The 21,403-nt window shown below is 62.7% G+C and carries 27 protein-coding genes; 16 read left to right on the top strand and 11 right to left on the bottom strand.

Translation table 11 applies throughout. The features are described 5' to 3' along the window. Positions 1-111 precede the first annotated feature (111 nt). Positions 112-1,089 (bottom strand): Bug family tripartite tricarboxylate transporter substrate binding protein, encoded by a 978-nt coding sequence (locus ABID19_RS27840; protein ID WP_354494101.1) that lies wholly within the window; start codon positions 1,087-1,089, stop codon positions 112-114. Between the two features lie 204 nt (positions 1,090-1,293). Between ABID19_RS27840 and ABID19_RS27835 the strand changes: the two genes are divergently transcribed. Next, a complete protein-coding gene (locus tag ABID19_RS27835; protein ID WP_354494100.1) occupies positions 1,294-2,064 on the top strand; it encodes an IclR family transcriptional regulator in 771 nt (256 codons plus the stop codon). Positions 2,065-2,076: 12 nt separating this feature from the next. On the opposite strand, the gene ABID19_RS27830 is transcribed toward ABID19_RS27835, so the two are convergent. Beyond that, positions 2,077-2,616 (bottom strand): GNAT family N-acetyltransferase, encoded by a 540-nt coding sequence (locus ABID19_RS27830; protein ID WP_354494099.1) that lies wholly within the window; start codon positions 2,614-2,616, stop codon positions 2,077-2,079. A 227-nt stretch (positions 2,617-2,843) separates the two neighbouring features. On the opposite strand from ABID19_RS27830, the gene ABID19_RS27825 reads away from it, so the two are divergent. Then, positions 2,844-3,299, top strand: coding sequence for a DUF2214 family protein (locus ABID19_RS27825; RefSeq protein WP_354494098.1), 456 nt, complete (start codon positions 2,844-2,846; stop codon positions 3,297-3,299). Here ABID19_RS27825 and nth read toward each other — a convergent pair. Further along, positions 3,293-4,090, bottom strand: a complete 798-nt coding sequence (gene nth / locus ABID19_RS27820) for an endonuclease III (RefSeq protein WP_354494096.1) — start codon at positions 4,088-4,090, stop codon at positions 3,293-3,295. The two genes, ABID19_RS27825 and nth, sit on opposite strands and share 7 nt — an antisense overlap. 22 nt (positions 4,091-4,112) lie before the next feature. Between nth and ABID19_RS27815 the strand changes: the two genes are divergently transcribed. Next, positions 4,113-4,607 carry a DUF2244 domain-containing protein gene (locus tag ABID19_RS27815; RefSeq protein ID WP_352935386.1) on the top strand — a complete coding sequence of 165 codons (495 nt, stop codon included), beginning with the start codon at positions 4,113-4,115 and terminating at the stop codon, positions 4,605-4,607. Here ABID19_RS27815 and ABID19_RS27810 read toward each other — a convergent pair whose 3' ends face one another. Continuing rightward, the gene (locus ABID19_RS27810; RefSeq protein ID WP_354494095.1) at positions 4,608-5,426 is read right to left on the bottom strand and encodes a class I SAM-dependent methyltransferase; all 819 of its coding nucleotides are present in this window, start codon (positions 5,424-5,426) and stop codon (positions 4,608-4,610) included. A 113-nt stretch (positions 5,427-5,539) separates the two neighbouring features. Between ABID19_RS27810 and ABID19_RS27805 the strand changes: the two genes are divergently transcribed. The 6 genes from ABID19_RS27805 to ABID19_RS27780 all read left to right on the top strand — a co-directional run bounded on the left by ABID19_RS27805 (position 5,540) and on the right by ABID19_RS27780 (position 10,455). After that, complete coding sequence (locus ABID19_RS27805; protein WP_354494094.1) at positions 5,540-6,418, top strand: methylated-DNA--[protein]-cysteine S-methyltransferase; 879 nt, start codon at positions 5,540-5,542, stop codon at positions 6,416-6,418. Positions 6,419-6,570: 152 nt separating this feature from the next. Continuing rightward, positions 6,571-7,479, top strand: a complete 909-nt coding sequence (locus ABID19_RS27800) for a ribokinase (RefSeq protein WP_354494093.1) — start codon at positions 6,571-6,573, stop codon at positions 7,477-7,479. A gap of 9 nt (positions 7,480-7,488) precedes the next feature. Then, positions 7,489-8,937: an amidase gene (locus tag ABID19_RS27795; RefSeq protein ID WP_354494092.1), complete on the top strand. Its 1,449-nt coding sequence runs from the start codon at positions 7,489-7,491 to the stop codon at positions 8,935-8,937. Between the two features lie 109 nt (positions 8,938-9,046). Beyond that, a complete protein-coding gene (locus ABID19_RS27790) occupies positions 9,047-9,661 on the top strand; it encodes a LysE family translocator (RefSeq protein WP_352935395.1) in 615 nt (204 codons plus the stop codon). A 127-nt stretch (positions 9,662-9,788) separates the two neighbouring features. After that, entirely contained in the window at positions 9,789-10,079 is a 291-nt protein-coding gene (locus ABID19_RS27785) for a hypothetical protein (RefSeq protein ID WP_354494091.1), read from the top strand. Positions 10,080-10,083: 4 nt separating this feature from the next. Then, positions 10,084-10,455 (top strand): hypothetical protein, encoded by a 372-nt coding sequence (locus ABID19_RS27780; protein WP_354494090.1) that lies wholly within the window; start codon positions 10,084-10,086, stop codon positions 10,453-10,455. A 6-nt stretch (positions 10,456-10,461) separates the two neighbouring features. Here ABID19_RS27780 and ABID19_RS27775 read toward each other — a convergent pair whose 3' ends face one another. Further along, positions 10,462-11,403 (bottom strand): nucleoside hydrolase, encoded by a 942-nt coding sequence (locus ABID19_RS27775; RefSeq protein WP_354494089.1) that lies wholly within the window; start codon positions 11,401-11,403, stop codon positions 10,462-10,464. 143 nt (positions 11,404-11,546) lie between these two features. Between ABID19_RS27775 and ABID19_RS27770 the strand changes: the two genes are divergently transcribed. Continuing rightward, positions 11,547-11,972 (top strand): Hsp20 family protein, encoded by a 426-nt coding sequence (locus tag ABID19_RS27770; protein ID WP_352935401.1) that lies wholly within the window; start codon positions 11,547-11,549, stop codon positions 11,970-11,972. Positions 11,973-12,036: 64 nt separating this feature from the next. After that, positions 12,037-12,294 carry a BQ00720 family protein gene (locus ABID19_RS27765; protein ID WP_258122204.1) on the top strand — a complete coding sequence of 86 codons (258 nt, stop codon included), beginning with the start codon at positions 12,037-12,039 and terminating at the stop codon, positions 12,292-12,294. Positions 12,295-12,368: 74 nt separating this feature from the next. Here the strand turns inward: ABID19_RS27765 and ptsN are convergent, their stop codons facing one another. The 6 genes from ptsN to lptC all read right to left on the bottom strand — a co-directional run bounded on the left by ptsN (position 12,369) and on the right by lptC (position 17,691). Continuing rightward, positions 12,369-12,833, bottom strand: coding sequence for a PTS IIA-like nitrogen regulatory protein PtsN (ptsN, locus tag ABID19_RS27760; protein ID WP_095488401.1), 465 nt, complete (start codon positions 12,831-12,833; stop codon positions 12,369-12,371). Positions 12,834-12,987: 154 nt separating this feature from the next. After that, complete coding sequence (gene hpf, locus ABID19_RS27755; protein WP_354494088.1) at positions 12,988-13,572, bottom strand: ribosome hibernation-promoting factor, HPF/YfiA family; 585 nt, start codon at positions 13,570-13,572, stop codon at positions 12,988-12,990. A gap of 267 nt (positions 13,573-13,839) precedes the next feature. Next, entirely contained in the window at positions 13,840-15,366 is a 1,527-nt protein-coding gene (gene rpoN, locus ABID19_RS27750; RefSeq protein ID WP_354494087.1) for an RNA polymerase factor sigma-54, read from the bottom strand. 189 nt (positions 15,367-15,555) lie between these two features. Further along, positions 15,556-16,371, bottom strand: a complete 816-nt coding sequence (gene lptB, locus ABID19_RS27745; protein WP_354494086.1) for an LPS export ABC transporter ATP-binding protein — start codon at positions 16,369-16,371, stop codon at positions 15,556-15,558. Beyond that, positions 16,371-16,991 carry an LptA/OstA family protein gene (locus ABID19_RS27740; protein ID WP_354494085.1) on the bottom strand — a complete coding sequence of 207 codons (621 nt, stop codon included), beginning with the start codon at positions 16,989-16,991 and terminating at the stop codon, positions 16,371-16,373. The genes lptB and ABID19_RS27740 overlap by 1 nt, the downstream gene beginning before the upstream one ends. Further along, complete coding sequence (gene lptC, locus ABID19_RS27735) at positions 16,978-17,691, bottom strand: LPS export ABC transporter periplasmic protein LptC (protein ID WP_354494084.1); 714 nt, start codon at positions 17,689-17,691, stop codon at positions 16,978-16,980. Before lptC ends, ABID19_RS27740 begins: the two co-directional genes overlap by 14 nt. 318 nt (positions 17,692-18,009) lie before the next feature. On the opposite strand from lptC, the gene sppA reads away from it, so the two are divergent. The 5 genes from sppA (at position 18,010) to ABID19_RS27710 (ending at position 21,374) form a co-directional block, all read left to right on the top strand. Next, complete coding sequence (sppA, locus tag ABID19_RS27730) at positions 18,010-18,963, top strand: signal peptide peptidase SppA (RefSeq protein WP_354494083.1); 954 nt, start codon at positions 18,010-18,012, stop codon at positions 18,961-18,963. A gap of 68 nt (positions 18,964-19,031) precedes the next feature. Beyond that, positions 19,032-19,316 carry an integration host factor subunit beta gene (locus ABID19_RS27725; RefSeq protein ID WP_023797441.1) on the top strand — a complete coding sequence of 95 codons (285 nt, stop codon included), beginning with the start codon at positions 19,032-19,034 and terminating at the stop codon, positions 19,314-19,316. Positions 19,317-19,396: 80 nt separating this feature from the next. Beyond that, on the top strand, positions 19,397-19,729 hold the full coding sequence (locus ABID19_RS27720) for a lipopolysaccharide assembly protein LapA domain-containing protein (protein WP_126104883.1): 333 nt from the start codon (positions 19,397-19,399) through the stop codon (positions 19,727-19,729). 34 nt (positions 19,730-19,763) lie between these two features. Further along, on the top strand, positions 19,764-20,744 hold the full coding sequence (gene lhpI / locus ABID19_RS27715) for a bifunctional Delta(1)-pyrroline-2-carboxylate/Delta(1)-piperideine-2-carboxylate reductase (RefSeq protein ID WP_354494082.1): 981 nt from the start codon (positions 19,764-19,766) through the stop codon (positions 20,742-20,744). Between the two features lie 144 nt (positions 20,745-20,888). After that, positions 20,889-21,374: a DUF1772 domain-containing protein gene (locus ABID19_RS27710; RefSeq protein ID WP_354494081.1), complete on the top strand. Its 486-nt coding sequence runs from the start codon at positions 20,889-20,891 to the stop codon at positions 21,372-21,374. Positions 21,375-21,403: the final 29 nt, after the last annotated feature.

Raw genomic sequence — 21,403 nt, 5'->3', positions numbered from 1 at the left:
AAGCCGGTTCCCACAGCCGGCCTCATCGCAGTTTCACCCGCGCTGGATCGTATGTCCATGCGGCTGGCGAACATAGGAAAGGAGTGGCGCAGGCCACCCCTTTCCGAGGTATCAGGCAAGGCCAAGGTCCTTGAGGATGGCCGTGATCCGAGTCGTGTCTTCGGCGAGAAATTTTGCATAGTCATCGCCGGTGAGCAGGATTTGGGTCCAGTTGCGGTTTTTGCATTCGGTGGCCCAGGCATCGCTTTTGGCCATGGTCTCGACCAGCGTGACCATCGCCGCCTTGTCGGCGTCGGAAACGCCCGGCGGTGCGAAGACGCCGCGCCAGTTGAACAGTTCGACATCGATGCCGGCCTCCTTCAGCGTCGGCGCGTCAATGCCTTCCTGGCGCTTGTCCGCGGAAATGGCGAGCAGCCGAAGCGCGCCTGCCTTGACCTGTTCTGAGAACTCGCCAAAGCCCGAGATGCCGGCCGCGACCTGGTTGCCGAGCAGCGCCGACAGCGCCTCGCCGCCGCCGGCGAATGGCACGTAGGAGAGGTTGGCTGCCGGAACACCGGCCGTCTTCGCGATAAGACCGAACAATATGTGGTCCGAACCGCCGGCCGAACCGCCGGCCACCGGAACCTTGGTCGGATCGGCTTTGAGGGCGGCGACGAAATCCGCCGCTGTCTTGAACGGCGAGGCCGCCGGCACCACAAGCGCCTCGAACTCGCCGGTGAGCCGGGCGATCGGCGTGACTTCAGTGAGATTGTTGGCCGATTTGTTGGCGATAATGGCGCCAACCATGACCATGCCGGCCACCATCAGCGAATTGCCCTTGCCATTCCACTGGCTGATGAACTGCGGCAGGCCGACTGTGCCGCCGGCGCCTCCGACATTGGTGATCTGAGAACCGGAGATCAGCTTCTCGCTGCGCAGCACCTGGTCCATCGTGCGCGCGGTCTGGTCCCAGCCGCCGCCGGGCGCTGCAGGCACGAAGATCTGGATCTGCGGCGCATCCTGCGCGAATGCGGGCGAGAGATGGAACGCTGCGAAACCGGCTGCGCCGGCAGCAGCGGTGCTCATTAGAAATCTGCGTCTGTTCAGCATGGGATTCCTCCAATCACGACACCTCCTCTGGTGCCTGCCAGCAACGTAGCCTGAATTCAGACCCGCTCGACAAAAATTCATGCAGTCTTTGCATCGTTCTGTCAACAGGAACACCATTCTGCTAGACAGAACTGTCCGCATGCGGCACATTGTTTCGATTGGCGCTTTCTGTCCAACGGAGAACGGAACGACGTGGTCAAGCAGATGACCGTGACACAACCCAAGCCTGCCTCGAGCGACGGTGTTGCGGCGCTGGATCGTGCGATCGTCATCCTCGATGCTTTCGCCGCCGCTGACCGCTCGCTCAGCTTGGCCGAAATCGCGGCGCGGACCGGCCTCTACAAGAGCACCATCCTGAGGCTGGCGAACTCACTATTGCGCGGGCAGCTGCTGGAGCGCCTCGATGACGGCCGCTACCGTGTCGGCCCTGCCACCTTCCGGTTGGGCGCCCTGTACCAGCGCTCGGTCGTGGCGATCGATATCCTGCTGCCAATCATGCGCGATCTGGCCGACCGAAGCTGGGAAAGCGTCGCGTTCTACGTCCGCTCGGGCGATGTCCGCACCTGTCTCTATCGTGTCGAGTCCAAGCACCCGATTCGCTACACCATACGGGAAGGCGACGTGCTGCCCTTGCTGGCCGGTTCGGGCGGCCGCGTGCTTGCGGCGTTTTCAGGTCAGCAGGGAGAGCCTTACGAGACGATCCGCGAAACCTATCACTGTTTGTCGGTCGGCGATCGCGACCCCGAGACGGCGGGCGTCTCGGCACCGGTGTTCGGGCCGGGGCAGGCCTTGCTCGGCGCATTGACGCTGTCCGGCCCGAGCACACGCGTCGACGCGGCCTTTCTCCAGCGCATGAAAAATCCGCTGATCGAGGCGGCCGCGCGCGCCACCCGCGCTTTCGGCCAAGACGCCTCGATGCTCGAACAGGCGGCTCGTAAAGCCGGTACCGAAACGGCAGCCAGAACGACGGGATGACAGGAAACACCCTCAAGGCTGCCGTTCCAGCAGGATCGTCGCGGTGTCGTGATAGGTGGTTCGCAGCACTTCCTTGTAACCACATTTTGCCGCGACGTTCCGCGAACCGGTGTTTTCCGGATCGATGATGCAGACGGTCCTTGCGCGCCCGAATGCTTCGTCGCCCCAGGCGAGAACCCTTCCGACGACCTCGCTGGCGAAACCCATTCCGTGGGCAGCCGGGATGAGTGCCCAACCAGCTTCCGGAACGCCCTCGATTGACGGCACCATATCGCGCTTCAGGTCGTGAAAGCCGGCCTCACCGATGAAGCGGCCGGATTCCCTATCCTCGATCGCCCAGAAGCCGTAGCCCAGCAGCGACCACAGGCCCGAATGGCGCAGGAAGCGCATCCAGCTTTCCTCTCGCGTCCGCGGCTTGCCGCCGATGAAGCGGGTGACGACCGGATCGGCCCACATGGCGACATAGGGGTCGAAATCATCGAGCCGGTGCGGCCGCAGCACGGTGCGCGGCGTTTCGATGACGGGAGCGACGAGCGCCTGCGGATTACCCATGTGTCATGCCTCGGTTGCGGTTGCCTGTGTGCTTAGTGCGTGTTGCCCAGCGCTCGGTGATTTTGGGGACAGCGATATGCGGCAGAGATCCAAATTGTCTCCACCAGACAAGAGCCAAAGCCTGTGCAGATCATCTTCCAGCCCAATGTGAATCCTGTCCAGCGATGCTACTTTTCACCAGCAGCTGATTCAGCGTCCGCTGTGCCGTCCAACGGAGGGAAATGGGCATGGATACCACCGACCTTCTGCTTGCCATCTTTCATCACCTGCTGGTGTTTTCACTGGCAGGCATCATCGGCGCCGAATTTGTCCTGATCCGCGGCGATCTGCCCGCCGCGACGCTCCGGCGGCTTGTCGGCATCGACCGCCATTACGGCATCATCGCCATGTTGATCGTCATCGTCGGCATCGCCCGCGTCATCTACGGCCTGAAGGGCTGGGAATTCTACGTCTACAACTGGGTGTTCTGGGCAAAGATGGCAGCCTTCGTCATCGTCGGCCTGCTGTCGATCATCCCGACCGTCCGCTTCGGCTCCTGGAGCAGGCAGGCCTCGGCCAGCCCCGGTTTTCAGGTGCCGGCCGCGCAACTCGCGTCGGTTCGAACATATGTTCGCGCCGAGGCGTTGATCTTCCTGCTGATCCCGGTCTTCGCGGCGGCGATGGCGCGCGGCTACGGCTATTGAATTTCGCCTACCGGTTCGAGTGGTGCAATCTCGACCAGCGGCGCCGGCACATCATTCGTCTTTTCGTCAGCCTTGCAGATATCGGCGATGACGCAGACCGGACAATCCGGCTTGCGCGCCTTGCAGACATAGCGCCCATGCAGGATCAGCCAGTGATGGGCGTGGCGCATATATTCGTCCGGAATGATCCTCAACAACCCCTGCTCGACCTGTTCCGGCGTCTTGCCCGGCGCCAGCCCCAGCCGGTTGCCGATGCGGAAAATGTGTGTGTCGACCGCCATCGTATGCTGGCCGAATGCCATGTTGAGCACGACATTGGCGGTCTTACGGCCGACGCCCGGCAGCTTGACCAGTTGGTCGCGGTCATCAGGCACCTCGCCGTCATGATCGCGGATCAGCGCTTCAGACAGCGCGATGACGTTCTTGGCCTTGTTGCGCCAAAGCCCGATGGTGCGGATATAATCGCCGACCTTGGCTTCGCCGAGCGCCAGCATCTTTTGCGGCGTGTCGGCGACCTTGAACAGCGCCCGCGTCGCCTTGTTGACGCCGACATCGGTCGCCTGCGCCGAAAGCACCACCGCCACCAGCAATGTGAAGGCGTTGATATGTTCGAGTTCGCCCTTCGGCTCGGGCCGCTGAACGGAAAAGCGTCGGAAAATCTCGTGCACCTCGGCCGGGCTGTAGAGCGACCGCACCGGCCGGGCGCGCGGCTTGGCAGTTGAGCCGTCGCGTCGGACGCGGGGCAAGTCGTTTTTGGGTGTGGAGGAATTTTTGGACTTGGGGTTCGCCATCCCCTTCCTATAATATCCCGCCATGAGCGATACAAACGCCTCATTTCAGGCTGACGAGCCATTCTTCGAGGCGTTGCTGACGCCACATCGGTCGCTGGGCAAGACCGGCTTTGCCATCCTGATGGGCGCTCTGCTGTTCGGCTCGTTGGTGACTGGAGCGTTTTTCCTGTCGCGTGGCGCCTGGCCGGTGTTCGGCTTCCTCGGTCTCGACGTCATCGCCGTCTACATCGCCTTTCGCGCCAACTATCGTGCCGCCCGCGCCCGCGAGGAGGTGTCGGTCTCGCGCACCAGTCTCGACATCCGCAAGACGGCGCCGTCAGGTAAATTGGAAGCGCATCGCTTCAACCCGTTCTGGGCGCGTTTTTCGGTCGCCCGCCACGCCGAGATCGGCATCACCAGGATGGCGGTGGAAGCGCAAGGCCAGAATGTGCCGATCGGCGGCTTCCTCAATCCCGACGACCGCGAGAGCTTTGCCACCGCTTTTTCGAGGGCACTGGCGACTGCGAAGGCGCGCTGATCAAAACCGAAACCGCAACAGCCTGCCAACCCTCCGAAGAGCCGGAATGTGGCTCCAGAGGCGAAAGATCAGCCCGGCGAACCAACTTACACGGGCGGCGTGTTCGGGCTTGTAGGCCATGGTCTCCTCCACCAGCCGCAGGCCGGGCGCCGCTTGCTCCAATGCGCGCGGATCGTTGATGGCCCAGTGGATTTCGGCTCCGGTGGCACGGAACGAGGGGCTGAGACGCACGAACTTCAGACCCAGATCACTATAAGCGTCACAGACAAGTTCACCGCTGGCCAGATGCGACACAAGCCGCGAAAACAGTCTTGGGCCCTCGTCGGCGGTAAGGTAGGGGGTCAGGCCCTCCGCCACGACCATGGCCGGACGATCGCGAGGCACCTCGTCCAGCCAGCCCGGTTCAGTGACTGACGAAGCGATCAGGCGGTAATGGTCACGCGGCGGATAGAGTTTGCGCCTGAGCTCGATGACCTCGGGATAATCGACGTCGAACCAGTCCACGCCGGATGGCGGATCGATGCGGAATATCCGCGTGTCGAGCCCGCAGCCGAGGTGCAGCACGACGGCGTTCGGGTTCTTCGCCAGAAAGGCCGAAGTCCAGTCGTCCAGCGTCTTCGCTCTGATCGCCAAGCTGACGCCGAGATTGTCGTCGACCTTCAGCCTGGAGAAATCATAGTCGATCCGGCGAACCGCCTCGTCCGCGAAATGGTCTTTCAGAAGCGAGTTGGGGAGCCGGCTTTCCAGCGCCTTGCCATAGACAGTGATGAGCAGCGTCTCCTTTTCCTTGGTGAGGTGCACCTTTTCACCGGCCAACATTGTCCTCCCTCAGCATGAAGCCGACTCTATTTGGGTACATGCCTGGAGAAGGCAAGTTTCGGGTGGTGATCGGCGCCGCGAAGGGCGATATTCGCGGTCAAGGAGACAGTCCCATGAACGCACAGACCGCTATTCTGAAGAAAGACATCACGCCCGAAGGCGGTGACTACGAAGTTGTTCGGCGCGCGATCGAGAAGATCAGCCTTGACTACCGTGACCAGCCATCGCTCGAGGTCCTGGCCGAGGAAGTTGGTGAAACGCCAACCGGCCTGCAGAAGCTCTTCACCCGCTGGGCCGGCCTGTCGCCCAAGGCCTTCCTCCAGGCCGTCACGCTCGACCACGCGCGCAAACTGCTCGATTCGGGCATGCCGCTGCTCGAGGCTTCTTTCGAGGTCGGCATGTCAGGCCCTGGCCGGCTGCACGACCTTTTTGTCACCCACGAGGCGATGTCGCCGGGCGACTACAAGACGCGCGGCGCCGGGCTGACGATCCGCTACGGCTATCACATCTCGCCTTTCGGCATCGCCCTGATCATGGTCACCGACCGCGGCCTTGCCGGCCTCGCCTTCAGCGATGCCGGCGGCGAGCGTGCGGCCTTCGCCGACATGTCCAGCCGCTGGCCGAACGCAAACTATGTCGAGGACATGGCCGCGACGGCGCCCTATGCCGCGCGCGTCTTTGATCCGGCGCTGTGGCGCGCCGACCAGCCGTTGCGCGTCGTTATGATCGGCACCGATTTCCAGGTCCGCGTCTGGGAAGCCCTGCTGCGCATTCCGATGGGCAAAGCCTGCACCTATTCCTCGATCGCCGCCCGCATCGGCGCACCGAACGCCAGCCGGGCGGTGGGTGCCGCGGTCGGCGCCAATCCGATGTCCTTCGTGGTGCCGTGCCACCGGGCTCTCGGCAAGTCCGGCGCGCTCACCGGCTATCACTGGGGCCTCACCCGCAAACGCGCCATCCTTGGCTGGGAAGCGGGACAGGTCGCGCCTTGAAATAGTTCACAGCGTGCGCTGATACCCAGCAGACCTTGCGACACCGGCGAGACGCTTTCGCCGGTGTTTTTCGTTGATTCGCGAAATGACCGTTCGCTCTGGCAAGCAACCGCCTTCCGGGCTAGCTTCCCGCCATCAGCAGGAGGCCTTCCTTGATTATCGTTGTCGGCTCGATCAATCTCGACCTTATCGCCAATGTCGACCGCTTGCCCGCACCGGGCGAGACGGTTCGGGGCTCCGGTTTCACCACCGCTCCCGGCGGCAAGGGCGCCAACCAGGCGCTGGCTGCCGCGCGCGCCGGCGCTAAGGTGCGCATGGTCGGCGCGGTCGGCAAGGACAACTTCGCCACCGAAGCGCTGGCGCTGCTGCGGGACGGCAAGATCGACCTGTCCGGTGTCGGTGAAACCTTCGCCTCCACCGGCACCGCATTGATCATGGTCGCCGACGACGGCGAGAACGTCATCGCCGTGGTGCCGGGCGCCAATGATTCGGTCGTGACGGGCGACCTTTCCAAGGCCTTCATGAAAAAGGGCGATGTCGTGCTTCTGCAGCAGGAGATCCCGCTGCAGACCGTCGATGCAGCACTGGACGCGGCACGGGCGGCAGGCGCGGTCACCGTGCTGAACACGGCACCGTTCCGCGCAGAGGCGGCCGCCTTCCTCGGCAAGGCCGACTATGTCGTCGCCAATGAAACCGAATTCGACCTCTATGGCGAGGCATTGTCACTGAGCGGCCGCGACCGCCCGGCGCGGATGCGCGACTACGCCGGCAAGACCGGCCGCACAATCGTCGTCACGCTCGGCGGTGACGGTGTCCTGGCTGCCACGCCAGCCGATCTTCTGATGGTTCCGGCGCTGAAGATCACTCCGGTCGACACAGTCGGCGCCGGCGACACGTTTTGCGGCTATTTCGCCGCCGGACTGTCATCGGGCCTGCCGCTCGATCAGGCGCTCGCCCGCGCCGCCGCTGCCGGCTCGCTCGCTTGTTTGAAACCCGGCGCCCAGCCGGCGATCCCGCTGGCCAGGGAAGTCGACGCGGCGCTACAAAAATCCGCCAGCTAGGTGAGAGCCATGCGTCCTGCCACGAAACACGCCGTGCCGCCTGCCGGTGACATCTGTCGCCTGTCCGCCGTGGACCTTGCCGGCGCGATCCGGCGCCGGCAGCTTTCCGTGCGCGAGGTGGTGACGGCATTTCTCGATCGGATCGACGCAGTGAACCCGCTGGTCAACGCCATCGTCTCGCTGCGCGATCGTGCCGACATTTTGCGCGAGGCTGACCAGGCAGACGCGCATCTGGCGCATGCGGGAAATGCCGGCGCCCTGTTCGGCCTGCCGATCGCCATCAAGGATCTCGCGCAGACCAAGGGCCTTAGGACCAGCTTCGGCTCGCCAATCTTCGCCGATTTCGTTCCCCAAGAGGATGATTTTTTCGTCGAACGCGTCCGCAAGGCCGGCGCCATCATCATCGGCAAGACCAACGTTCCCGAATTCGGGCTTGGCTCCAACACCTACAACACCGTGTTCGGCCCGACGCTCAACGCGTTCGACCCGGCCTTGACCGCCGGCGGATCGAGCGGCGGCGCTGCCGTCGCACTGGCACTCCACATGCTTCCTGTCGCCGATGGCAGCGACTTTGGCGGCTCGCTGCGCAACCCGGCCGCCTACAACAATGTCTATGGTTTCCGTCCGTCGCAGGGGCTTGTCCCGGCCGGCCCCGACCTCGACGTCTTTCACGCACAAATGGGCGTCGAAGGGCCGATGGGCCGCAGCGTGCGCGACATGGCGTTGCTGCTCGACGAGCAGGCCGGCTACGACCCCCGCGCGCCGCTCTCACATCACAAGCATGGCTCGTTCCTGCAACGGCTGGAAACGCCGGCGACTGGCGGGCGCATTGCCTGGCTCGGTGATCTCGGCGGCCATCTGCCGGTTGAAACAGGCATTCTTGATCTTTGCGAGGCCGCTCTCGGCCGATTCGCCGACACATCCTTTCAGACCGAAGCGCTGGTGCCGGATTTCGACTTCGAAGCGCTGTGGCAGGCCTTTGTGACGCTTCGCCAGGCGAGCAGCGGCTGTGCGCTCAAGGCGCATTACGACGACCCCTTGAAACGCAGTCTTCTAAAGCCGGAAGCCGTGTGGGAGGTGGAACATGCACTGCGCCTCACGGCGCCGCAGATCCACGCCGCCACGGTGAGGCGCTCGTCCTGGCATCGACTGCTGCTGTCGCTCTTCGACCGGTTCGATCTCGTCGCGCTGCCGACCGCACAGGTCTTTCCTTTCGATGTCGTCACCCACTGGCCAACGGAGGTGGCGGGGCGTGCCATGGACAGTTATCACCGCTGGATGCAGGTTTCAGCGTTCGCCACGCTGGGCGGCTGCCCGGCGGTCAACGTCCCAGCGGGCTTCGATGCCAGAGGCAGGCCGATGGGCATGCAATTGATCGGGCGGCCGCGCGGCGACATGGCCGTGCTGAAAGCGGCGGCGGCCTATGAGACGACGCTACCGTGGCAGGCCGGAGCCTAAATCCAGATCAAGGTTGCCAGCGACACAGGCTGCCGGCTTGCACCCGCGCTCCTGTCATGCATTGATCACCCTCGGCCGCATCGCAAGCCGCATACTGTCGAGGAAAACCATGTCGCTGGAACTTTACGCTACCTATGTCGTTGCCTGCATCGTCATTATCCTGGTGCCTGGACCGACGGTCACGCTGATCATCGCCAACAGCATCCGCCATGGCTCCCGCGCCGGCCTCGCCAACGTCGCCGGCACCCAGGCCGGGCTGGCGATCATGATCGCCATTGTCGGCATCGGATTGACCTCGCTGATCGCGGGAATGGGCCATTGGTTCGAATGGGTCAGGCTGATCGGCGCCGCCTATCTGATCTGGATGGGCGTGCAGATGTTCCGCTCCAAGGGCAAGTTGAACGCCGACGGATCGGCGAAAACACCGCGCGGCGGCTTTTTCCTGCAGGGCCTGCTGGTGGCGGTCAGCAATCCCAAGACGCTGGTGTTCTTCGGCGCCTTCTTTCCGCAGTTCATCGCCCCTGAAGGCAATTACGCATTGCAGATCGGCGTCATGGGCCTCACCGCCATGATCTTCGCCGCCGTGTCGGATTCGACCTACGCGCTGGCCGCCGGCCGTGCCGGACGCCTGCTGTCGGCCAGCCGCGTCAAGCTGCTGTCGAGGATCAGCGGCAGTTTCCTAGTCGGCGGCGGGTTGTGGCTGGCGTTTTCGAAGGCGAAGTAACGACTGCCGAGAGCTAGGACGCAAACAGCAATCTCCTGAACAGGAAGGCCGATTGAAAGTCGGCCTTCTGTGCACCACATGAATCGACGGTTGGGGATTCATGCCGGTGCCATGGACTTTTGCGGATGTGAAAAGGCACGCGATCGGCGTGATCCTGATCGTTGCTTTGTTTGCGGCGGTGTTGGCTCTCGATCCGCACAAATGGACGAATAACGCCAGCCCGATCCGGTCGGTCGACACCGTCGACGCAATGGTCAGAAGTGTCCAGTGGAACCGCGTCGGCATCTATCTGGTCTCTATCGAGAACGGTCCGTCTGTTCTCATCAAGGACAAGCGCCCGCATCTGATCGGCTCGCGTGCAAGCATAGAGCGCGTCACGCGCGACAACGGTTCGGTCTCCTACCGGTTTGCAGGTTGACCGCATGGCAAGAGCGCGGCTGGCCCTCACCTTGCTGATACTGCGGGAAAACCTCCGAGGCATCATCATCACTGCCCTTGTGGTGGGCATCTGCATTCTGGCAATCGGCGCACTGATTGCCAGGCGGAGCAGCCCCATCGTCGATGTCGCACGCCTGACAGGCGCTGTGGTCAGCGTCCTCAATGCTTCTCCAAATCCCGAAGGCGCGATCGGCGGCAGACCCCGCTACCTGTACGGAATCCGCCTCGACGAAAACAACCTCCTGGTGTTTGTGTATGGCGACGCAAGCGCGCCCCGAGCCATCGGCTCGCAAGTCTCGATCGAGCGACACCACCGTCAGAACGGTACTGAAACCTATCGACTGCTCCGCGAGTGAGCGGCCTTAAAGCCGCCTCAGCCGTTCCAGCAGCAGCGCGAAAAACGCATCATGGTCGATGTCGCGCATCACCATGGCGTTCTTCGGCCGCTTGGTCACGCCCCACCAGTCGATCACGGTCATGCCCATGGTGAGCTCCGAGGCGGTTTCCACGGTGACGTTGCAGTTGCGGCCGCTGAACAGCTCCGGCTTCAACAGATAGGCGATGACGCAGGGGTCGTGCAGCGGTCCGCCATCGGTGCCGTATTTCTCCTCGTCGAAGCGCTCGAAGAACTCCAGCATCTCCGCCGTGGCCGTGCCGACCCTCGTGCCGAGCTTGCGGAAGGCCTGGGTGCGCTTGGCCGTGGTCAGCGCCTTGTGGGTGACGTCGAGCGGCATCATGACGATCGGAATGCCCGATTTGAACACGACATTGGCGGCATGCGGGTCGACATAGATGTTGAATTCGGCGGTCGGCGTGACATTGCCGCCTTCGAAGAAGCCGCCGCCCATCAGTACGATTTCCTTGATGCGCGGCGCGATCTTCGGCTCGCGGATCAGCGCCAGCGCGATATTGGTGAGCGGTCCGAGCGCACAGAGCGTGATCGTGCCGCGCTCTTCCTTCATCAGCGTCTCGACGATGAAATCGACCGCGTACTGGTCCTGCAGTTTCATTGTCGGTTCGGGCAATTGCGGTCCGTTGAGGCCGGTCTCGCCATGCACTTCCTCGGCGGTAACCAGTTCACGCGCCAGCGGCCGGATGGCGCCGGCATAGACCTTGATGTCTGGCCTGCCGGCCAGTTCGCAGATCTTGCGTGCATTCTTTTCGGTCAGCCTCAGCGGCACGTTGCCGGCGACGGCGGTCATGCCGACGATTTCCAGCTCGGCGCTGCCAAGCGCCAGCAATATGGCGACGGCATCATCCTGGCCGGGATCCGTGTCGATGATGATCTTGCGGGATTGGGGCATTTCAATTCCTTGTTTAGGGAGTCTTTTTGGGCGGGGCTTTTGACGGCTTGAACTTGACCGCGCGGCGGACCATATCAAGACCATCGGGAAAAATGCCATCCGGGTTTTTCCACTTTATGTCGCTCTTGAGAGGACAGTGTAACATGAGCCGAATGACGCCCTTTTCCAGCCCGCTTCTCCTGGGCTTCGACGCCATGGAAAAGACCCTGGAGCGTCTGGCGAAGTCGGGTGACAGTTACCCTCCCTACAACATCGAGCGCCTCAGCGGCGCCGACGGCAAGGCCGAAAGGCTGCGCATCACGCTAGCCGTCGCCGGTTTCGCCGAAAGCGATCTCGATGTGACCACGGAGGAGAACCAGTTGGTCGTGCGCGGCCGTCAGAACGACGACACCGAGCGCGAATTTCTTCATCGCGGCATCGCCGCGCGCCAGTTCCAGCGCTGTTTCGTGCTGGCCGACGGCATGCGGGTGATCGCAGCGGAGCTGAAGAACGGCCTTTTGTCGATCGATCTCGATCGGCCCGAGTCCGAACGGCTGGTACGGAAAATAAACATATCGGTGAAAGACTGATCTTCACCGATGGCTCTCATGCGGGGCGGCCTTGAACGGCGTCCTCGCGCCAAGGAGGCTTGAAATGACCAGAACTGACGAAAATCTCATCATGACCAGCGGCGAATTCGCCCATCTCGGCGAAGGCTCGGTCGCCTATCTCAGGAAAGTGTCGAGCGACGATCTGCGCGGCCGTTTCCCGGGCCTTGGCGAAATCGCGCCCGGCCTGGAACTTTGGGCCCTGTTTGCCGCCAATGGCCAGCCGATCCTGCTTTCCGACGCCCGTGACCGGGCGCTGGCAGGTGCCCTGGAAAACGATCTTACACCGGTCGCCATCCACTAATTACGCACAGTGATCTGGTTAGAAACGGACAGGGCCGCTCGCGGCGGCCCTTGAACGGATCTGATCAAAAAAGCTCAGGCCGCGTGCGAGGCCTGCGTGTCCGATAAAAGCGCGTGGATCGCTGCAGCGTCGCGGGTGCCCCTGATCTTGGCCACCGTGTCGGCGTCGCGCAGCACCCGCGCGATGCGCGACAGCGCCTTGAGGTGGTCGGCGCCGGCGCCTTCGGGCGCCAGAAGCAGGAACACCAGATCGACCGGCTGGTCGTCCAGCGCCTCGAAATCGACCGGCGTCTCCAGCCGGGCGAAAACCCCGGCGATCCGCTTCACCCCGGCCAGCTTGCCATGCGGAATGGCGATGCCGTTGCCGACACCGGTGGAGCCCAGCCGTTCGCGCTGCAGGATGGTGTCGAACACCTCCCGTTCCGGAATGCCGGAAATCGCCGCCGCCCTTTCGGACAGCATTTGCAGCAGTTGCTTCTTGGAGTTCGCCTTCAACGCCGGCAAGATCGCCGGAACGTTGATAAGATCGCTCAGATCCATACTTGAAATCCCTTGTTCGCCTGCCGTCGCCAGCCCTCACTCACGCGTGCGGCTGGCTGCTTATCCCAGTGCGGCCTTGGCCGTCATCTCGATGCGACCTTGGTCGTCATCCCTGTGCGACCCCGGGTCGTCATCCCTGTGCGGCCCCGGGTCGTCATCCCTGCGAGACCTTGGTCGTAGACGGATCGATCCAGCCGATATTTCCGTCCGGCCGGCGATAGACGATGTTGAGATGCTCGTTTCCAGCATTGCGGAAGACGAGGACCGGGCTGTCCTTGGCATCGAGTTCGATCACGGCTGATGCCACCGACATGGTCCGCAGCGTCATGGTCGATTCGGCGACGATGGCCGGCGCGAAATTCTCCGGTATGTCCTCATCGTCGTCGGCAAGCGGCGCCATCACCGTATAGGCGATGTCGGTGGGTTCGCCATTGGCGTTGCCTGAATTGTGCGACTTCAGCCGACGCTTGTAGCGCCGAAGGCGGGTTTCAAAGCGATCCGCCGCGGCCTCGAAAGCAAGCGTCGGATCCTGGGCTTCGCCGGTCGCCTGCAGCGAAGCGCCGGAATCCAGCCTGATCATGCAATCGGCCGTGTAGCGCGACCCCGATTTGACGACGACGATTTGCCCTGAAAAGCCCCGATCGAAATATTTGCCGATCACTTCTCCGACACGGTCGTTGATGCGCGTACGGAACGCATCGCCGATATCCATGTGTTTTCCCGATATGCGCAGTGTCATCTGAAAACTGACCTTCCTTGCTCAGGCTTCAAACTGTCCCGAGTTTATACCCGTGGTCTGTGCGCACAAGCTTTGCGGCGTCACTTGCGCCGATTTTAAATCCGAACTTTCCGGTTGATCACAAGCCGCCTTCTTGACCGTCCCGTGGCCAACGTCATGACGGACCATCCGCATGCGGGCAGTAACCCGTCTCATGCGGGCGGGCTTCTAGCCACTTCATCGCGGCTTGTCAATGAAGCGCGAAAGCTGTGGAAATTCCGCCTGAGATCAACGCCCGGCGCTGGCCAAAGCGCGTTTTTCACGCCGCCGCTGCACCGACGAGGGAATATTCATGCCCTCCCGATACTTGGCGACCGTGCGCCTGGCGATGTCAACGCCACTTTCCCGCAACATATCCACAATGGCGTCGTCGGAAAGCACGTCGACAGGTTTCTCCTCGTCGATCAACTGCTTGATGCGGTCGCGCACCGCCTCCGACGAATGCGCGTCGCCGCCACCCGACGACGCGATCGAGGCTGTGAAGAAATAGCGCAGTTCGAACACGCCGCGCGGCGTCAGCATGTACTTGTTGGCGGTGACCCGGCTGACGGTCGATTCGTGCATGCCGATCGCATCGGCCACCGTGCGCAGATTGAGCGGCTTCAGCTGTCGCACGCCGTGGACGAGGAAAGCGTCCTGCTGGCGCACGATCTCCGAGGCGACCTTAAGAATGGTCTTCGCCCGCTGGTCGAGGCTGCGCGTCAGCCAGTTGGCGTTTTGCAGGCACTCCGCCAGAAAATCCTTTTCCGTCTGGTTCTTCGCATGCGGTGAAACCTGGGCAAAATAGATATGGTCGACCAGCACGCGCGGCAGCGTTTCGGAGTTGAGTTCGACCACCCAGCTCCCGTCATTGGCTGCCCGCACTTCGACATCGGCGACGATCGCGTCGCTGGCGCCGCCCGAAAACGCCATCCCCGGGCGTGGATCGAGCGCACGGATCTCGGCCAGCATGTCGAGCAGATCCTCCTCGTCCACCCCACAAATCCGTTTCAGGGTCTGGAAATCGCGCCGCGCCAGGAGTTCGAGGTTGGCGATCAAGGCCTTCATCGCCGGATCGAGCCGGTCGCGGACGGCAAGCTGCAGCGACAGGCATTCGGCGAGATCGCGCGCAAAGATGCCGGCGGGCTCGAATGTCTGGCAGACCGCGAGTGCATTCGTCACCGCCATCCTGTCGGTGCCGAGACGGGCGGCGATCTCTGCCATGTCGGCACGCATATAGCCGGCCTCGTCGAGCCCATCGGCCAGTTCGCTGGCGATCAAGCGTGCTGCCGGGTCGGCGAAGGCAAGCGCGACCTGTTCGCCGACATGCTCGCGCAGCGTGATGGCGGCGGCGGCCATATCTGCGACGTCGAAGCCGTCGGAGGAGGACGCCGAACCATTGCCGGAGGCCGACTTCCATTGGGCCGTCAGGTCGGGACCGAGCCGCTCGCTGGTACCCGGGTCGTCGGGGAACAGGTTTTCCAGCGAAGTATCGAGCTTTTCCGAGATAGCCTCGGCGCTCCACGCCGTTTCCGTCTCGAACCAATCGCCGCCGGGGGCTATTTCCGGCGCAGCGTCGATCTTCTGCGTCTGGTCGCTGACGGCATCGTCCTGCGGCTCGGCGCGCTCGAGCAGAGGATTGCGCTCGATCTCGTCGTCGATAAAACGTTCCAGCTCGATATGGGTGAACTGCAGCAGCCGTATCGACTGCATCAGCTGCGGCGTCATCACCAGCGACTGGGATTGTCGTAGCTGTAGTTTTGCCGCCAACGCCATGGTTCGGTTTAAACGCCCTGTCTACGCATCCGGATTGCCCGGAAGGAGTTGGGCATAGAAACTGGCCCGGCTTTTGCTTGTCAAGGCGACGGCGATCAAAACTCGCCTGTCGGCGCGTTATTCGGACGAGAAATCGGAGAAAAGGGCCTGTCTCGCGTCAAAAATCCGTTCAGATAGAAATATTCACGCTCAGAGCGTAAATCCCTCACCGAGATAAAGCCGCCGCACATCAGGGTTTGCGACCACTTCGTCGGCCCGGCCATGGGTTAGCACCTGGCCGGCATGGATGATGTAGGCGCGGTCGATCAGGCCAAGCGTCTCACGCACATTGTGATCGGTGATGAGCACGCCGATGCCCCGCGCCGTCAGATGGCGCACGAGTTGCTGGATATCGGCGACGGCGATCGGATCGATGCCGGCGAAAGGTTCGTCGAGCAGCATGTAGGCGGGGCGGGTCGCCAGCGCGCGCGCGATTTCCAGGCGCCGCCGCTCGCCGCCGGAAAGCGACATAGATGGAGCCTTGCGCAGATGGCTGATGTGAAACTCCTCAAGCAGTGCGTCGAGACTGCGTTCGCGCTCCTTGCGGCTCTTTTCGACCACTTCGAGCACGGCCCGGATGTTTTGCTCGACGGTTAGGCCGCGAAAGATCGATGCTTCCTGCGGAAGGTAGCCGATGCCGAGGCGGGCGCGGCGATACATCGGCATCGAAGTGACATCGAAGCCATCGATTTCGATCGTGCCTTCATCGACCGGCACCAGGCCGGTAACCATGTAGAAGCAGGTCGTCTTGCCGGCGCCGTTGGGACCGAGCAACCCGACCGCCTCGCCAGCGCGCACGCCAATCGTCACGCCGCTGACGACTTTGCGGCCTTTGTAGCTCTTGGTCAGGCCCTTCGCGATCAAGGTCCCTTTGAACTTCGCCGTATCGGCGACCGTGGCCGGTGCCGCAAGTTTGCTGTCGGCGCGCCCTGAAAGACGCGCCATCAGCGATGTTACCTCGACCATCAGGGATTCGCTGCTCCCGACTTCGGCGGCGTGATCGACATCATGACGCGGCCCCCGCAGGCATCGACCTGGGCCAGGCCGCTCTTCATCTGCACGGTCAGTTTGCAGCCGACCAGCACATTGTCGCCTTGCGAAAGCACGACCTTGCCGCCCGAGAGCACCAGCACCTCCGTCTTCATATCGAAAGTGCCGCGGTCGCCCGTGGCGACCTGGTCGTCCGATTTGATGTAGACCTTGTTGTCAACTTCCAGGCGGTCGATGTTGGCCGAGCCGGTCATCGCGGCACCGGCGGCCTCCACGCCCTTGGCGGCAGCGCCGGCATCCTTGGCGTAAAAAACGGTCATCTTGCCGGCCTTGAGCACGGTCGGGCCCTGGACGACGCTTACATTGCCTGTGAACACCGCGACGCTGTCCGCCTGGCGGACCTCGAGCTTGTCGCTTTCGATCTGGATCGGCTTGTCGCCGGACAGTTTGAGGCCCGACAGCTGGCTGGTGGCCTTGGACTGCGCCAGGGCCGGTGCTATCCCCAAGCCCAGCCCCAGAGCCATCCCCAAGGCCAGTCCAAGGGCCGGCAACGCCGAAGCCGCGGTCACGAGCCGTGTCGAACTACTGAACCGCATTGGATGCTCCGCCTATTGCCTCTGCCGCCTTCAAGCTGGCGGGATCGATGTTGACACGCACTTTGTTCTCGAAAACCACGATCTTGCCGTTGTCCTGGATCGACATCGAATCCGCGGTGATCCGCGACCCGGCGCGGCTGACGTCGACCGGATCATTCGTCTTCATAGTGCCTTCGCCCATGTCAAGAAAGACCGATTTGAACTTTGCCTCCAAGCCATCGGTGGTGGTTATGGTGACATCGCTGGTCAGGCTCATCGTGTTGCCATCGCGATTGTAGGTGCCGTGCGAGGCATTGACGGCCGCCACATTGTCGGCCGAGAGCGGCAGCTTGGCGTCGATGCCCTCCAGATCGATGATGCCTTGCTTGCTCACGTCCTGTATGGCGCGCAAGGCGGTCATGGAATAGGGCAGTTTCTGCTTGGTGAACCCGTTGAGCTTGGGGTTGGCCATCACCAGCTTGCCATCAGAGAAGGCGCTGCCATCGGCCTGGATCTGGATCGAGACAGGCGCCGCGAGATAGGAATAGACCGGGAAGGCGATCGCGATCGCGGCAGCGACCAGCGGCACCGCCAGTTTCAAGATACGCACGCGGCGCGAATGGCGCTGGGCAATGCCGAAGGCGTCGACCCGCGCCGGGCCTACGTCCGGGGGGGCCAACTCCGTCTCGGTGTTGGTCGGTTCGATCGGTCGCGCTAACATAACTGCTTTCTTTTTAACCCCTGCCGCCAAGCACCCTATAGGTGGGATGCCGACGCCCTCAAGCAAGCACAAGCGGAGGAAAACCGCAAAAGTGTGACGGTTGCTGTTGCACAAACGAATGAAACCGGCACAACTTGCATGTCATACCAGATACAAGCGGACAGCGTTAGGGCCTCTCGGACTGGTCTTGATGACTCCTTGAAAGGCCGGCTCGGGTCTCAGGAAACTCTGTCTCGGTCGCATGCTCGTCAGGAATCGGTAGCCGGACGCGGATGGTTGCTTTAAAAGCATCTGCTCCCACCGACTATGAGGCTGACCATGGCACTGAGAGCCGACGACCTGATCGACCGCCGCCGCTTGCGCCGCAAGCTGACATTCTGGCGCGTCGCAGCGCTTGTTGTCGCAGCGGCTGGGCTGATCGCCCTTTCGACCTGGATTTACGGTGGCGAATTCACCGGCGTGGCGGTCGACCATATCGCCAAGGTCAAGATCGAGGGCACCATCACCGAAGACGAAGACCTGATCAAACGGCTGGATGACATCCGTCAATCATCGAGGGTGAAAGCCGTGATCCTGTCGATCGATTCGCCGGGCGGCACCACCGTCGGAGGCGAATCGATCTATGAGGAGGTGCGCAAGCTGGCCGCCGAAAAGCCGGTGGTGGCACAGGTCGGCACACTGGCCGCATCGGCGGGCTACATGATCGCCACCGCGGCCGATCATATCGTCGCGCGCCAATCCTCGATCGTCGGATCGATCGGCGTGCTGATTCAGTATCCGGACGTCAGCGGCCTTATGGACAAGCTCGGCATCAAGCTCGAGGAAGTGAAATCCTCGCCGTTGAAAGCCTCGCCATCGCCTTTCAAGCCGACCAATGACGATGAGCGCACCATGGTCCGCAAGCTCATCCTGGACAGCTACGACTGGTTCGTCGGCATCGTCGCCGAACGCCGCAACATGACCAAGCCGGAGGCGCTGGCGCTGGCCGACGGATCGATCTTCACCGGCCGGCAGGCTGTTGCCAACAAATTGGTCGACGCGGTCGGCGGCGAAACCGAAGCGATCGACTGGCTTGCAACCAAGGGCGTGGACGCCAAACTCAAAGTGGTGGAGTGGAAGGATACGGAAGGCGGCGGCTTCCTGTTCTCGAAGGCGATGGCGCGAACCATCGGCAGTGCGCTCGGCCTTCCCGACTATGGCAGCGACATTATTCACGAACTTGGCGCCAACCGCTTGTTTCTTGACGGTCTCGTTTCCGTCTGGCACCCTTGAGACGAGTGAAAAAGCAAATAAAATCATCCTCATAATTTGACCGCACTGTTTTCACGGGGAGCCTTCTCATGATCAAATCCGAACTTGTGCAGATCATCGCCACACGCAACCCGCACCTTTTCCTGCGCGACGTCGAAAACATTGTCGGCGCGATTTTTGACGAGATCACCGACGCGCTTGCCGAAGGCAACCGGGTCGAGCTGCGCGGTTTCGGTGCTTTCTCGGTGAAAAACCGCCCCGCCCGCACCGGTCGCAATCCGCGCACCGGCGAATCCGTCGAGGTCGAGGAGAAATGGGTGCCGTTCTTCAAGACCGGCAAGGAATTGCGTGAAAGGCTGAACAGCGGCAAATAAACGCCGCGCAGGCTCATCCGCCGTGCCGGCCTTTCAGCCGAACCCGGCCTTCGGTAGAGCCGCCTTCGACAGGAAATTCCATGTTCAATCGCTTCATGCTCATCGTGGTCTTCGTGCCGCTGGCTGTCATCCTGATTGCGTTGGCCGTCGCCAACCGCGATCCGGTAGCCTTCACCCTGGACCCGTTCAATCCCGGCAATCCGGCACTGACGATGACGCTGCCGCTTTTCATCTTCCTGTTCCTGGCTCTCGCCATCGGCATGGTCGTCGGCAGCCTGGCGACCTGGGTCAAGCAGGGCCGCTATCGCAAGCTGGCACGCCAGCGCGGCGTCGAGGCTGAGAACCTGCGCCAGGCGGTCAGCCGCGCACCGGCTGCGCCACAAGGCCCGGCCTTGCCGAAGCCGACGAGCTGAACGCCGACAGCGCTTTCCCGCCGCGGAGCTTCTCATGCTGACCATTTCGGCCGCCGAGGTTGATCACGCGCTGACCTTTCCCGGACTGGTCGAGACGCTGCGCGCCGCCTTTCGCGATGGTGCGGTACAACCGGTCAGACATCACCATACGGTCGAACGGCCTGACGGCGCAGCATCGACCCTGCTGTTGATGCCGGCCTGGACCGACTTCAATGCGGCCGGCACGTCGGCGGGCGGCCATATCGGCGTCAAGATCGTCACGGTGTCGCCCGACAACAACGCCGCAGGCAAACCCGCGGTGATGGGGCTCTACCTCCTGCTCGATGGCGCCACCGGCGAGCCCGAAGCCATGATCGACGGCCAGCGGCTGACGCAGTGGCGTACGGCCTGCGCCTCTGCGCTGGCCGCCTCCTATCTGGCCCGCGAGGACGCTTCACGGCTGCTGGTGGTCGGCGCCGGCGCGCTGTCGCCGTTCCTCGCCAAGGCGCACTCAGCGGTGCGGCCGATCACGACGATCCGCATCTGGAACCGCACGTCGGCCAATGCCGAGAAGGTCGCGGCGAAATTGCGCGCCGAGGGTTTTGCAGCCACCGCCGCAAGCGATCTCGACGCCGAACTCGGCTTGGCCGACATCGTTTCGTCGGCGACAATCACGACCACGCCGCTGATCAAGGGCGCGCTGTTGAAGCCGGGAACCCATGTCGATCTGGTCGGCGGCTTCACGCCTGGTATGCGCGAAAGCGACGACGATGCGATTGCGCGCGCCCGCGTCTATGTCGATACCCGGGCAGGCGCCACCAAGGAGGCGGGCGACATCGTCCAGCCGCTGGCCTCGGGCGTGCTAAAGGCCCAAGCCATCGTCGCCGACCTGCATGAATTGGCGCGCGGTGAGAAGAAAGGCCGGCAGAGCCCCGGTGAGATCACCCTATTCAAGTCGGTCGGTGCGGCCCTCGAAGACCTCGCCGCCGGCATTGCAGTGTACAAGGCACTCAAGAGTAGGGGAGTAGGGGAGTAGGGGAGTAGGGGAGTAGGGGAGTAGGGGAGCCATACCAACCGTGCGGCTTCGTGCCAGTCATACTTTCCCTATTCCCTTATTCCCTCACTCCCTGTCCCCGTTCGGACGGGAACATCTCCCGCATGACGCCGTTGTTCGGACGTTATGGAGATACGCGGGTTCTTGCTGTTCTGGTCGATCTTGGCCGCCGTCGTCGCCGCGCTCAGCCTTGGACCATCCTTCGCCCATGTCCTGGAATCGGTCCCCCGGCTGACGAAATGGCCGCCTTCTCTCTGGCGTGAGGCGACCGTGTTCAACGCCCAGTTCCAGTTGTTTGCCGTCATTGGCGCGCCGCTTGATGTGGCAGCGATCGGTTGTCCGGGGCTTCTTGCATGGATGCTGCGCAATGACCGCCCGGCGTTCTGGTTCGCATTGGCCGCTGCTGTGCTCTTTGCGGCGGCTCTTGCGATGTGGTCAGCTCTGGTTAAGCCTGCGAACGATGTTTTGGCCACCTGGGTGCCGGGACCGATCCCGGAAAATTTCGAGGCGATCCGGCTGCGCTGGGAAACCGGCCATATGATCGTCGCCGGCTTCAAGGCCGTCGGTTTTGTATCGCTGGTTGTCGCCCTGCTTTGGATCAAGCGCGGCTGACCGTTTCGGAAACCTCCAGCGACCGCGTT

This window comes from Mesorhizobium robiniae, from assembly GCF_040545535.1.
Lineage (GTDB): Bacteria > Pseudomonadota > Alphaproteobacteria > Rhizobiales > Rhizobiaceae > Mesorhizobium > Mesorhizobium robiniae.
The sequence above is the reverse complement of the archived record's forward strand: the minus strand, read 5'-3'. Positions and strand labels throughout refer to the sequence as shown.